We start from the raw sequence: 13,104 nt of genomic DNA on the forward strand, positions 1-13,104 counted from the left end.
GTCGGGGTCGGCCGGTAGAAATGATTCGGCCACTGCAAATTCCGGCGAAATGAGGTCCTGGTGTCCGAGGGAATGAAGCTGATCGACCGCGTCTCCGCGATCAACTGGAACCGCCTGCAGGACGAGAAGGACGCCGAGGTGTGGGAGCGGCTGACGGGCAACTTCTGGTTGCCCGAGAAGGTGCCCGTCTCCAACGACATCCCGTCCTGGGGGACGCTCAACGCCCACGAGAAGCAGCTCACGATGCGGGTGTTCACCGGCCTGACCCTGCTCGACACCATCCAGGGCACCGTCGGTGCCGTCAGCCTCATCCCGGACGCGCTGACCCCGCACGAAGAGGCCGTCTACACCAACATCGCGTTCATGGAGTCGGTGCACGCGAAGAGCTACAGCAACATCTTCTCGACGCTGTGCTCGACGGTCGAGATCGACGAGGCGTTCCGCTGGTCGGAGGAGAATCCGAACCTGCAGCGCAAGGCCGAGATCGTGATGAACTTCTACAAGGGTGACGACCCGCTCAAGCGCAAGGTGGCTTCCACCCTGCTCGAGAGCTTCCTGTTCTACTCGGGCTTCTACCTGCCGATGTACTGGTCCAGCCGGGCCAAGCTGACCAACACCGCCGACATGATCCGGCTGATCATCCGCGACGAGGCCGTGCACGGCTACTACATCGGCTACAAGTTCCAGAAGGGGCTTGCGCTCGAGGACGATGCCCGCAAGGCCGAGCTCAAGGACTACACCTACGAACTGCTCTTCGAGCTCTACGACAACGAGGTCGAGTACACCCAGGACCTGTACGACGGGGTGGGTCTGACCGAGGACGTCAAGAAGTTCCTGCGCTACAACGCCAACAAGGCGCTGATGAACCTCGGGTACGAAGCGCTGTTCCCCAAGGACGAGACCGATGTGAACCCGGCGATCCTGTCGGCGCTGAGTCCCAATGCCGACGAGAATCACGATTTCTTCTCCGGTTCCGGCTCGAGCTACGTCATCGGCAAGGCCGTGCACACCGAAGACGAGGACTGGAACTTCTAGTCGATCCGGTCGCCCACCGGAATGGTGGCCCGCACACAGGTGCCCTCGCCCGGTGTGCTGGTGATGGTGAGTTCACCCGACAGCGCCTCGACGCGGTCGCGCAGCCCGACCAGGCCCGAGCCCGCTCCTGCCGTCGCGCCTCCGGCGCCGTCGTCGGAGACCGACAGCGCCAGCGAGTCGCCGTCGACGTCGATCTCAACGGTCACCGCGTCGGCGCCGGAGTGTTTGGCGGCATTCGTCAGCGCTTCTGCGACAACGTAATACGCGGCCACCTCCACCGATTCCGGTAGCCGGCCCTCGACGTCGACGGCCAGTTCGACCGGCACGGTCGAGCGCCGCGCCAACGCCTTGATCGCCGGCTTGAGACCACCCCTGGACAGCACCGCGGGATGCATGCCCCGCGACAGCTCCTGGAGGTCGGAGTGCAGCCCTGCCAGTCCGTCGACGACGTTGGACAGTTGGCCCCGCAGCGCGTCATCACCGGCGGCGGTGGACTCGATCGCCCGCAGTTCGAGGCTGAGCGAGACGATCCGTTGTTGAGCGCCGTCATGAAGGTCGCGTTCGAACCCGCGCCGCGCTTCGTCGGCGGCCGCCACGAGGCGCGCGCGTGATGCCGTCAGCTCGGCGCGGGTCTCGGCGTTGGCGATAGCCGTGGAGATCAGGTCGGCGAAATCACCGAGGTGGTCTTCGAGTTGTGCCGAAATCGCCTGCTGCGCGCGCGACCCCACCATGATCGCCCCGCGCACCGCGCCGCCGACGACGAGCGGTGCGCCCGCTCCCGAGCGCACGCCGAGTGCGTGCAGTCGGGTGGCGATCGGGCCTGTCGCCGCGCGGTAGTCGTCGATGCGGGCCGGTGATCCGGTTCCGTGGATCCGAGCGCTGACGCTGTCGCCGGCCAGCGAGAACCGTTCGCCGTGCGCCAGCCCCGGTCGTCCCGGTCGGTCTCGCGTCGCCAGGACGACGCACTCTTCGTCAGCGGTGAAGCGCAGCAGCGTGACGTGGTCGACGTCGAGGCTGGTGGCCAACTCGTTGACCGCAACCGAGAACACCTCCGAGAGTTCGGCACCGCGGGCGACCAGCGTGGCGACCCGCCTCAGAGCCGCCTGCTGGGCGGCCAGAGTGTCGGCGTGCCGCCTGCGCAGCTCGGCTTCGGCAGCGCGCAATCGGGCTTGCCCCACAAGCACGTTCGTCAACAGCGCCAGTGTCAGGAAGATCGCGAGCGCAGGTGCGAGGCTGTCGCGGCCTTCGAGGTGCAGCCAGGCGTATACCACCGCGCTGGCCAGCGACGTCGCAATGGCCAGACCGAAGCCCCAGCCCGCCGATACCACCAGCACTCCCAACAGGAGCAGAGCGCCGAATGCGTTCTCCGGGGCGATCGTCTTGAGCGCGAACACCGCGCCGACCTCGGCGGCCAGGAATGCGGCCGCGACGGCGATGCCCATCCCGAGTGGACGTGCGGTGGGACGCACCAACTGCGCCAGAAGTCGCTGCGGCAACGATTGCCAGGTCACCGGCCGATGGTAGTCCGCAGGTTTCCCGTTAACAGGAATGCCATCTGCGGTGGGCCCTGACAAGCTCGAAGGATGAGTGCTCCGCGCTGTCTGATCGTCGACGACAGCGCCGCGTTCCGAAATGCCGCGAAGGCCATGCTGGAACGCGGCGGCTTCGTTGTGGTCGGTGTGGCGTGTGACGCCGAGGAGGCGGTGCTGCGGGCCGCGGAACTACACCCCGACATAGTGCTGGTCGACGTCGATCTCGGTGCCGACAGCGGTTTCGACGTCGCCGAGCGGCTCAGCGGCATGTCGGTCATCCTCACCTCGACCCACGACGAGCAGGACTTCGCCGACCTGATCGCCGCCAGCCCGGCGGCGGGATTCCTCCCGAAGTTCGCGCTGTCGCCCAGCGCCATCCGGGCCGTGCTCGCGCAGCCGTGATCAGGCTCAGCGTGCGTCGAGGTACATGATCACCGCGCGGACCCGCCGGTGGTCGTCGCCGGTTTCGGGCAGGTTCAGCTTCGTCAGGATGCTGCGGACGTGCTTTTCCACCGTTCCCTCGGTGACCCACAACCGGCGTCCGATCCCGGCGTTGGACAAGCCTTCGGCCATCAGCGTCAGCACCTCCCGCTCGCGGGGGCTGACGGCGGCCAGCGGGTCGTCGCGTTTGCGCGCCGACACGAGCTCGGCCACCAACGCCGGATCGACGACCGAAGCGCCGTTGGCCACCCGCTGCAACGTGTCGACGAAGTCGGCCACATCGGTCACCCGGGTCTTGAGCAGATAGCCGATCGCCCGGCCGCCGGCCAGAAGCTCCATCGCGTGGTCGACATCGATGTGCGCCGAGAGCACCACGATGCCGATCTCGGGGAACTCGTCGCGGATCACCTTGGCGGCATCGAGTCCCTCGGTGCTGAGGCTCGGCGGCATCCGGATGTCGACCAGCGCCAGATCAGGCTTGCGGTCGCGCACCAACTCCAGAAGGGCTGTCCCGTCACCGGCCTGGCCCGCCACCTCGAATCCCGACCGTTCCAGCAAGCTGGCCAGGCCTTCGCGCAACAGCACGTCGTCGTCGGCGATCACGACCCGCAGGCCGCGCATGTCCTCTCCACCTGGCGTGAGCACGGCTCTGATTGTCGCACCACGGTGACGTCCGGAGGCCTCGAAGACCCGGCTATGGGGGCTAGCGGTAACCGTGGGTGGTGGACAGCGTCGACGACACCCCCGGCAGAAAAGCCGAAGCTGGGTCCATGCCCCACGTTGTCGGACAACCGGTCAACCGAGTCGAGGGAATCGACAAGGTGACAGGACGGGCGCGCTATGCCGCGGACAACCCGGTCGACGACGTGACCTACGCGGCTGTGGTGCAGTCCCAGATCCCGCACGGCCGAGTGACACCGGAGTCCATGGCCGTGGCGGCCGCACGGGCCGAGGCCGCTCCCGGAGTGCTGTACGTGCTGACTCCGCTGAACTGTCCTACGCTGCAGGTGCTTCCGTACGAGCTGACGTGGGATCTGCCCTTCGAGCGCCGCCCGCCCCTGTCGGATCTGACGGTGCAGCACGTCGGTCAGCACATGGCACTGGTCGTGGCCGACTCTCCGGAGAACGCCGATCAGGCCGCGTCGATGATGACGTTCGACTACGTGCCCGCACATGCCCAACTCAGCGCCGCGCAGGTGCTTGCCGAACCGGAGGTCGCCGACGACGACCGGGGACAGGTCCGTCACGGTGCCTACCGGCCCGACCACTTCGTCAAGCTGACCGAGGAGAAGCTGCAGGACCGTCGCGGTCCCGTCGCCGAGCCGGCCGGAATCACCGTCAGCGCCGACTACACCACCGCCGTCAACACCCACTATCCGATCGAGCTGTCAGCGACCATCGCGCAGTGGGACGGCGATTGCCTGATCATTCACGACGGCACTCGGTGGATCACCGGTGAAAGGCGGATGCTCGCTGCGTATCTCGCCATGCCCGAGGATCGGATCCGGATTCTGTCGCCTCTGGTGGGTGGCGCCTTCGGTTCCAAGAGCTTCCTGTGGATGCATGTGGTGCTGTGTGCGGTCGCCGCACGGGAGGTCGGCCGTCCGGTGAAGCTGGTGCTGACCAGAAATCAGATGTTCACCGCGACGGGCCACCGGCCGCGCACCGAGCAGCGGGTGTCGCTCGTCGCCGGCGACAGTGGTGAGATCCTCAGCACCGAGCAGCACACACTGACCGAGACGTCGACGGTGGCGCACTTCTGCGAACCGGTCGGGTTGTCGGCGCGGCTTCTGTACCGCTCACCACGGTTGGTGGTATCCCACACCGTGGCGCGGATCAATGCGCCGACACCGTGCTTCATGAGAGGACCGGGTGAAGCGCCCGGCCTGTTCGCCCTCGAGGTCGCCATGGACGAACTCGCCGATGCGACGGGTCAGGATCCGGTGCTGATGCGGCTCGCCAACCTCAGCGATGTGGATCAGACCAACGGCAGGCCCTGGTCGGCCGCGCATCTGGCCGAGTGCTACCTCAGCGGGGCGCAGCGATTCGGCTGGCAACAGCGTCCCGGTCCACGAGCGCTGCGCCGCAACGGGATTCAGATCGGATGGGGAATGGCCACGGCCACCTATCCGGGCCGCCGGATGCCTGCCGGCTGCCGGGTGGAGACAAGCTCCGACGGTCGGGTGCGATTCAGCGCCGCGACGCACGAGATCGGCACCGGTGTCAGGACCGTCATGACCCAACTCGCCGCCGACACCACCGGCCTGCCCCTGTCGCACGTCAGCTTCGAATCCGGCGACTCGCTGTTCCCGGACGCCCCCTACAGCGGCGCCTCCCAGACCACGGCGACGGTCGGGTCGGCCGTGTTCGCCGCGGCGCAGGAGTGGAAGCGCCGACTCGGTGACCACGCCCCGCAGGTCGCGGGAGAACTGGCGGACGCGCTCTGCTTCACGGTGTCCACCGAAGGCGCTCCGGAAACCGGTTCGGTGTCACAGTCGTTCGGCGCGCATTTCTGCGAGGTGGAGGTCGACGAGCAGATCGGTCGCATCGCGGTGACCCGCTGGGTGGCGGTGATGGACTGTGGACGGGTCCTCAATCCCAAACTGGCCACCAACCAGGTCATGGGCGGCATCACGTTCGGTCTGGGTATGGCGCTGCTCGAGCAGGTACCCCACGACCCGCGGACCGCCCAGTTGATCGGGGAGTACTACGTGCCCACCCATGCCGATCGGCCCGCCTTCGACATCTCCTTCGTCGACACCCCGGACTACGCACTGGACGAGATCGGCGTCCGCGGCATCGGCGAGATCGGGGCGTGCGGAGTGCCTGCGGCCATAGCGAACGCGATCCACCACGCCACCGGCAAACGACTGCGCGACCTACCGATAACGCTCGAAGCGCTCATGGAGCCCTTCGAATCCCGCACCGACGGACGGAATTGACCGTGACACCAACCGATCACCGCATTCACCTGAGGATCAACGGAGTCGGCCGGGACGTCGACACCGATGTGCGCTCGACACTGCTCGACCTGCTACGCGAGCGGCTTGGGCTGACCGGAACCAAAAAGGGATGTGACCACGGTCTGTGCGGAGCGTGCACCGTCCACGTGGACGACGAGCGAGTGTTGAGTTGTCTGACACTGGCGGTGTCGATCGACGGGGCCGAGGTGCGAACCGTGGAGGGCCTGGCTGACGGCGAGGTCCTCGACCCGCTGCAGCGCGCCTTCGTCGAGCGCGACGGCTTCCAGTGCGGCTACTGCACCTCCGGGCAACTCTGCTCTGCGCGCGCCATGCTGCGCGAGCACGCACGCGGTGATCTGTCCGCGACCACGTTCGACGGCGGTCGCGAGGACGTGGCCGACGGCCCGACGTGTCTGTCGGACAACGAGATCCGGGAACGCATGGCCGGCAACATCTGTCGCTGCGGCGCCTACTCCAACATCGTCGAGGCGATCGCCGAGGTGGCCCGGTCATGAGGCCATTCGCCTTCGACCATGCGGACAGCGTCGGCGGCGCCATCGACGCCGCCGAAGCCGGGGCGAAGTACTACGCCGGCGGCACGAACCTGCTCGACCTGATGAAGAGCGGAGTGGAGAGCCCGAGCGCGCTGGTGGACATCCGCAGGCTCGAACTGGACTCGATCACCACGACCGACGACAGTGCAGTGCTGATCGGGGCGGGCGCGACCAACAGCGCCGTGGCGAACCACCCGCTGATCCGCACGCGTTATCCGGTGCTCTCCCAAGCGATCCTGTCCGGGGCGACCACACAGATCCGCAACATGGCCACCATCGGTGGGAACCTCGTGCAGCGCACCCGCTGTCCCTATTTCATGGACCCGTCGTTCGCTCACTGCAACAAGCGTTCTCCCGCAACGGGTTGCGCGGCCCGCGACGGTGTCAATCGCGAGCACGCGCTGTTCGGAGCGAGTGAGTCCTGCGTCGCCGTCCACCCTTCCGACATGGCCGTGGCACTGGTGATGCTCGACGCAACCGTGCAGGTGCAGGGACCGCAGGGTCGTCGCCGCATCCCGATGGGGGAGTTCCTGGTGCTGCCGGGCCTCACACCCGATCGTGACAACGCGCTACGGCCCGCCGAACTGATCACCGGCGTGGTGCTCCCGCGGTCCTCCTTCGCCCGGCACAGCTGGTATCTGAAGGTTCGCGACCGGCACAGCTACGCGTTTGCGCTGGTGTCGGTCGCCGCGGGTGTGCACCTCCACGACGGCATCATCTCCTCGGCTGCGATCTCCGCAGGCGGAGTCGCCGCCAAGCCGTGGCGGGTGACGGCAGCCGAGGACGCCCTCACCGGGCGCAGCCCCGACACCGAAACCTTCCGCGCTGCGGCGCGGCTCTTCACCGCAGACGCGGTTCCGTTGAGTCAGAACGGATTCAAGGTCGACCTGGTGATGCACAGCGTGGTCCGGGCCCTGGAGCGGGCCGTGGATCACGCGCTAGCGCAGTGACTCGGTGTCGATGACGAACCGGTAGCGCACATCGCTGGCGATCACCCGCTGATACGCCTCGTTGATGTAGTCGGGCTCGATGATCTCGATCTCGGGAGCGACGCCGTGTTCGGCGCAGAAATCCAGCATCTCCTGCGTTTCGGCGATCCCGCCGATCAGTGATCCCGCGATCCGGCGTCGCCCGAAGATCAACGCAGCGGCGGGGACCTCCATGGCGTTCTCGGGCATCCCGAGCTCGACCAGGGTGCCGTCGAGCTTGAGCAACCCGAGGTAGGCGCCGAGGTCCAGATTGGCCGAGACGGTGTTGAGGATCAGATCGAAACTGCCCCGCAGCTTCTTGAAGGTCTCGGGGTCGCTGGTGGCGTGGTACTCGGAGGCTCCCAGCCGCAGACCGTCCTCCATCTTCTTCAGCGACTGGCTGAGCACGGTGACGTCGGCGCCCAGCGCGACCGCCAGCTTCACCGCCAGATGTCCGAGCCCGCCGAGACCGATGACCGCCACCCGGGTGCCGGGTCCGGCATTCCAGTGCCGCAGCGGCGAATAGGTGGTGATGCCCGCGCACAGCAGCGGGGCCGCATCCGCCAGCGAGATGGCGTCCGGGACGCGCAGAACGTAGTTCTCGTCGACGACGATCGCGCCGCTGTAGCCGCCCTGCGTGGGCTGCCCGTCACGTCCGACGCCGTTGTAGGTCCCGACCATGCCGGGGTTGTTGCAGTACTGCTCCTCGCCGGCGCGGCAGTACTCACACTCGCGGCACGAGTCGACAAAGCATCCGACGCCGACGCGGTCGCCCACGGTGAACTTCGTCACCTCGGATCCGACCTCGGTGACCACGCCCGCGATCTCGTGTCCGGGCACCATCGGGTACTCGACGCCGCCCCATTCCCCGGTGACGGTGTGGATGTCGGAGTGACAGATCCCGGCGAAATGGATGTCGAACGCGACGTCGTGAGCCCCGACATCGCGGCGGGTGATCGTGGTCCTGGTCAGCGGATCTGTGGCCGAATTGGCTGCGTAGGCGGAAACGGTGCTCATCATCACGTCCTCTTTGTTGCTGGGCTGCGCGGGTCGCGTCTGCGACGCCGGCGGAAAGTTGCCGCGACACTGCGGCTCACGAGGGGTCAACGGGCGAGGCGGCGGTGATAGTCCCGATCCAGCCTGTGAGTTTCCCCCGAGTGTCAGTTGATGGGGGAGTTCACCGACCGCAGGTCGGCCAGGATGCCGCGCGCGGCGACGATGCCCTCACCACTTTGCCAGACCTCATTGTTCACCGCGAACATCCGGTTGTCGCGGGTGACGGACAACTGCCGCCACGCGTCGCTGTCCATCACCTCGGGCGCCCGTTCCCTGGCCTCGGCGGTGGCGAAGGACAGGTAGAGGATGTCACCGTCGGCGATCGAGAAGTCCGGAGAGTTGCCCAGATCTTCCTCCGAAGTACCGATCTCGACATAGGGCTTGTCGGTGAACCGTTGAGCCGCAGGGCGATCCACGCCGACATCGGCGAGAACGCCCGCGGGAAAGTTGTCGGTGCCGAAGACCCGCACCGTGGTGTCGGTGAACTGCACCACCGACGCCTGGAAATGTGTCGCGTCGTTCGCTTCGCCCGTCTCTCCTGCGGCGCGGTCGAAACCGTCGATCAACGCGTCGGCCGCGTCGACGCGACCGGTGGCTGCACCGACGGCCCGCAGATTGTCCTTCCACGCGACTCCCGGCGGTCCGCTGAACACGGTGGGAGCGATCTCCGCCAACTGCGGGTAGTCCTGCGGTGTGAGCGCCACCGAACCCAGGATCAGATCGGGGTCGGCCTCACGGATGGCGGCGAGGTCGGGATCACTCCGGTTCCCGGCGCCGGGCAGTTCGTGGATCACGGTGCCGAGGTAGGAAGGTTGGTCGTCCGATCCGTCCGGCAGGGCGGCGGCCACGATGCGCGATTGCAGACCCAGCGCGCACAACGCGTCGAGTTGGTCGCCGGAGAGCACGACGATGCGTTGCGGGTCGGCGCTCACCAGCGCGGTCTCCGGCAGCGGCGGCGTCACGGCGTGCCCGGTCGCGTTTCGGACCTCGCGCTCGGCCGGGCCCTCGTCGAGCGCCGCCGGTTCGGGGGCACAGGACTCGTCGGGCCTGCGGTCGTTTCCGAGCACTCCCGCGCCTGCGACCCGGGTTGTGCTGGTGATGATCGAGCCGTCGCCGGCGGCCGGCGCCGACCCCTGGCCCGAAGTCCCGCAGCCGCCCAGGACGGCCACGCCCAGCCCCGCGGAAAGTGCGGTCAGCCCCGCAGTTCGGCAGACTCGGCGCACGGTCTGCACTCGCCTGAACAGCACGCCGCCGACGGTAACATCCAGGCAGTTCGCGGCTGGTCAACAGGCGTCCCGTGGCCGATCCGGCGACGATGCGACATCAAATACGACCGTTTGTAGGACCACCCCACCTCTCGGCGCGTTCGGGAGTTAGGATTCATAACGAACCGTCGGCACGCCGGCAGTTCGAACACCGTCGGCGAGCCGACATTTCTATCGTCGGGAAAGCCCCCGGTACATGCCCGGTGGTTTGCGAAACGTTGGAGGACTGTTGGTAGCCGAAGCGCCCCCAATCGGAGAACTCGAGGCCCGGCGTCCGTTTCCGGCCCGCCTCGGTCCCAAGGGCAACCTGATCTACAACCTGATCACCACCACCGATCACAAGCTGATCGGCATCATGTACTGCGTCGCCTGCTTTGCGTTCTTCCTCATCGGCGGCCTGATGGCGCTGTTCATCCGCACCGAGTTGGCGGTTCCGGGCCTGCAGTTCCTGTCCAACGAGCAGTACAACCAGCTGTTCACCATGCACGGCACGGTGATGCTGCTGTTCTACGCGACCCCGATCGTGTTCGGCTTCGCCAACCTGGTGCTGCCCCTGCAGATCGGCGCGCCCGACGTGGCGTTCCCGCGCCTGAACGCGTTCTCGTTCTGGCTGTTCCTCTTCGGCGCACTGATCGCCACCGCAGGCTTCATCACCCCGGGCGGCGCCGCAGACTTCGGCTGGACCGCGTACTCGCCGCTGACCGACGCCATCCACTCACCCGGCGCCGGCGGCGACCTGTGGATCATGGGTCTGGCCGTCGGTGGTCTGGGCACCATCCTCGGCGGTGTCAACATGATCACCACCGTGGTGTGCATGCGTGCACCCGGCATGACGATGTTCCGGATGCCGATCTTCACCTGGAACATCCTGGTGACGTCGATCCTGGTGCTGCTGGCCTTCCCGCTGCTGACCGCGGCGCTGTTCGGCCTGGCCGCCGACCGGCACCTCGGCGCACACGTCTACGACCCGGCCAACGGCGGTGTGCTGCTCTGGCAGCACTTGTTCTGGTTCTTCGGCCACCCCGAGGTCTACATCATCGCGCTGCCGTTCTTCGGCATCGTCAGCGAGATCTTCCCGGTGTTCAGCCGCAAACCGATCTTCGGCTACACCACGCTGATCTACGCCACGCTGGGTATCGCGGCGCTGTCGGTGGCGGTGTGGGCGCACCACATGTACGCCACGGGTGCGGTGCTGCTGCCGTTCTTCTCGTTCATGACGTTCCTGATAGCGGTGCCGACCGGTATCAAGTTCTTCAACTGGATAGGCACGATGTGGAAAGGCCAGTTGACGTTCGAGACACCGATGTTGTTCTCGGTGGGCTTCATCGTGACCTTCCTTCTCGGCGGTCTGTCGGGCGTGCTGCTGGCCAGCCCGCCTCTGGACTTCCACGTCACCGACAGCTACTTCGTCATCGCGCACTTCCACTACGTGCTGTTCGGCACCATCGTGTTCGCCACTTACGCCGGCATCTACTTCTGGTTCCCGAAGATGACCGGCAGGCTGCTCGACGAACGGCTGGGCAAGCTGCACTTCTGGCTGACGTTCATCGGGTTCCACACCACGTTCCTGGTGCAGCACTGGCTGGGTGACGAAGGTATGCCGCGCCGCTACGCCGACTACCTCCCCAGCGACGGCTTCACCACGCTGAACATCGTCTCGACGATCGGCGCGTTCATCCTCGGTGCGTCGACGCTGCCGTTCCTGTGGAACATCTTCAAGAGCTGGCGCTACGGCGAGGTCGTCACGGTCGACGATCCGTGGGGTTACGGAAACTCCCTGGAGTGGGCCACCAGTTGCCCGCCGCCCCGGCACAACTTCACCGAGCTGCCCCGGATCCGCTCCGAGCGTCCCGCCTTCGAGCTGCACTATCCGCACATGGTCGAACGGATGCGCCGCGAGGCCCACGTCGGCCGGGCGCACGGACCCGATGATGGTGATGTCACCAGGATCGACAACGTCGAGGTTCGTAGCTGACCGAGCGTGCGGGCGGCACTCAGGGGGTGAGGGCGTCAGAAGCGGCGCGGGAGCGCTCGTCGCTGCTGATCACGGTCACCGGTCGTGATCAACCCGGCGTCACCTCGGCCCTGTTCGAAGTGCTGTCCCGACACCGCGTCGACCTGCTCAACGTCGAACAGGTGGTCATCCGCGGCAGGCTGACGCTCGGCGTCCTCGTCGCGGGACCCGCCGCGGTCGCCGGTGGTCCCGAACTCGCCGCGGAGGTCGAGTCCGCGATCCACGGCGTCGGTCTCGACGTGACCATCGAGGCCAGCGACGGCATGCCGGTGCTGGGGGAGCAGCCCTCGACGCACACCATCGTGGTGCTGGGCCGGCCGATCTCCGCGGAAGCATTCGGGGTGGTGGCCCGGGAGGCGGCCACGCTGGGTGTGAACATCGACTTCATCCGCGGCGTCTCCGACTACCCCGTGACCGGCCTGGAACTGCGGGTGACGGTGCCGCCCGGAGCGTACGGCCAGTTGCAGGCGGTGCTCGCCCGGGTGGCGGTCGAGGAAAGCGTCGACATCGCGGTCGAGGACTACAGCCTGTCGCGGCGGGCCAAACGGTTGATCGTCTTCGACGTCGACTCCACCCTGATCCAGGGTGAGGTCATCGAGATGCTCGCTGCTCACGCCGGCGCCGAGGCGGCCGTCGCCGAGGTCACCGCGGCAGCGATGCGCGGCGAGATCGACTTCGCCGAGTCGCTGCACCGCCGCGTCGCGACCCTCGAAGGGCTGCCGGCCGCGGTGCTCGACGAGGTCGCCGACCAGATCGAGCTGACCCCGGGTGCCCGCACCACGCTGCGGACACTGCGGCGGCTGGGTTATCACTGCGGCATCGTCTCCGGCGGCTTCCGGCAGGTGATCGAACCCCTCGCCCACGAGTTGATGATGGATTTCGTCGCCGCCAACGAGCTGGAGATCGTCGACGGCAAGCTCACCGGCCGGGTGGTCGGTGATGTCGTGGACCGGCCCGGAAAAGCCAAGGCGCTGCGCGATTTCGCCCAACAGGCGGGTGTGCCGATGGAGCAGACGGTGGCAGTCGGCGACGGCGCCAACGACATCGACATGCTGTCGGCCGCGGGTCTCGGGGTGGCGTTCAATGCCAAGCCTGCGCTGCGTGAGGTGGCGGATGCGTCGCTGAGCCACCCCTATCTCGACACGGTGCTGTTCATCCTCGGCGTCACCCGCAGCGAGATCGAGGCGGCGGACGCGGTCGACGGGTTGGTGCGGCGGGTCGACATCCCCGACTGATCTACCGCCGGAATTGCATTCCGGCAGGCCCACACTCGAAC

At 67.1% G+C, this 13,104-nt stretch carries 11 protein-coding genes; 7 read left to right on the top strand and 4 right to left on the bottom strand.

All coding sequences use genetic code 11. From position 1 onward, the window contains the following. Window positions 1-60 precede the first annotated feature (60 nt). Window positions 61-1,035 (top strand): class 1b ribonucleoside-diphosphate reductase subunit beta, encoded by a 975-nt coding sequence (gene nrdF / locus ABDC78_RS10100; protein WP_178362092.1) that lies wholly within the window; start codon window positions 61-63, stop codon window positions 1,033-1,035. Here nrdF and ABDC78_RS10105 read toward each other — a convergent pair. Further along, complete coding sequence (locus ABDC78_RS10105) at window positions 1,032-2,477, bottom strand: ATP-binding protein (protein WP_178362374.1); 1,446 nt, start codon at window positions 2,475-2,477, stop codon at window positions 1,032-1,034. The two genes, nrdF and ABDC78_RS10105, sit on opposite strands and share 4 nt — an antisense overlap. 141 nt (window positions 2,478-2,618) lie before the next feature. Between ABDC78_RS10105 and ABDC78_RS10110 the strand changes: the two genes are divergently transcribed. After that, a complete protein-coding gene (locus ABDC78_RS10110; protein ID WP_178362093.1) occupies window positions 2,619-2,969 on the top strand; it encodes a response regulator transcription factor in 351 nt (116 codons plus the stop codon). Between the two features lie 6 nt (window positions 2,970-2,975). On the opposite strand, the gene ABDC78_RS10115 is transcribed toward ABDC78_RS10110, so the two are convergent. Further along, window positions 2,976-3,629 carry a response regulator transcription factor gene (locus tag ABDC78_RS10115; protein ID WP_178362375.1) on the bottom strand — a complete coding sequence of 218 codons (654 nt, stop codon included), beginning with the start codon at window positions 3,627-3,629 and terminating at the stop codon, window positions 2,976-2,978. 149 nt (window positions 3,630-3,778) lie between these two features. On the opposite strand from ABDC78_RS10115, the gene ABDC78_RS10120 reads away from it, so the two are divergent. The 3 genes from ABDC78_RS10120 to ABDC78_RS10130 are packed head-to-tail and all read left to right on the top strand — an operon-like array spanning window position 3,779 to window position 7,475. Next, on the top strand, window positions 3,779-5,950 hold the full coding sequence (locus ABDC78_RS10120; RefSeq protein WP_178362094.1) for a xanthine dehydrogenase family protein molybdopterin-binding subunit: 2,172 nt from the start codon (window positions 3,779-3,781) through the stop codon (window positions 5,948-5,950). A gap of 2 nt (window positions 5,951-5,952) precedes the next feature. After that, window positions 5,953-6,486: a 2Fe-2S iron-sulfur cluster-binding protein gene (locus ABDC78_RS10125; protein ID WP_178362095.1), complete on the top strand. Its 534-nt coding sequence runs from the start codon at window positions 5,953-5,955 to the stop codon at window positions 6,484-6,486. After that, on the top strand, window positions 6,483-7,475 hold the full coding sequence (locus ABDC78_RS10130; protein ID WP_178362096.1) for a xanthine dehydrogenase family protein subunit M: 993 nt from the start codon (window positions 6,483-6,485) through the stop codon (window positions 7,473-7,475). The genes ABDC78_RS10125 and ABDC78_RS10130 overlap by 4 nt, the downstream gene beginning before the upstream one ends. Here the strand turns inward: ABDC78_RS10130 and ABDC78_RS10135 are convergent. Together ABDC78_RS10135 and ABDC78_RS10140 are read right to left on the bottom strand one after the other, a co-directional pair. After that, window positions 7,464-8,510, bottom strand: coding sequence for an NAD(P)-dependent alcohol dehydrogenase (locus ABDC78_RS10135; RefSeq protein WP_178362097.1), 1,047 nt, complete (start codon window positions 8,508-8,510; stop codon window positions 7,464-7,466). The two genes, ABDC78_RS10130 and ABDC78_RS10135, sit on opposite strands and share 12 nt — an antisense overlap. 143 nt (window positions 8,511-8,653) lie before the next feature. Then, window positions 8,654-9,796: an iron-siderophore ABC transporter substrate-binding protein gene (locus tag ABDC78_RS10140; RefSeq protein ID WP_178362098.1), complete on the bottom strand. Its 1,143-nt coding sequence runs from the start codon at window positions 9,794-9,796 to the stop codon at window positions 8,654-8,656. A gap of 247 nt (window positions 9,797-10,043) precedes the next feature. Between ABDC78_RS10140 and ctaD the strand changes: the two genes are divergently transcribed. Together ctaD and serB are read left to right on the top strand one after the other, a co-directional pair. Then, window positions 10,044-11,789: a cytochrome c oxidase subunit I gene (gene ctaD, locus ABDC78_RS10145; protein WP_178362099.1), complete on the top strand. Its 1,746-nt coding sequence runs from the start codon at window positions 10,044-10,046 to the stop codon at window positions 11,787-11,789. Between the two features lie 26 nt (window positions 11,790-11,815). Beyond that, on the top strand, window positions 11,816-13,063 hold the full coding sequence (serB, locus tag ABDC78_RS10150) for a phosphoserine phosphatase SerB (RefSeq protein ID WP_178362100.1): 1,248 nt from the start codon (window positions 11,816-11,818) through the stop codon (window positions 13,061-13,063). Window positions 13,064-13,104: the final 41 nt, after the last annotated feature.

This window comes from Mycobacterium sp. DL, from assembly GCF_039729195.1.
Taxonomy (GTDB): Bacteria; Actinomycetota; Actinomycetes; order Mycobacteriales; family Mycobacteriaceae; genus Mycobacterium; species Mycobacterium hippocampi_A.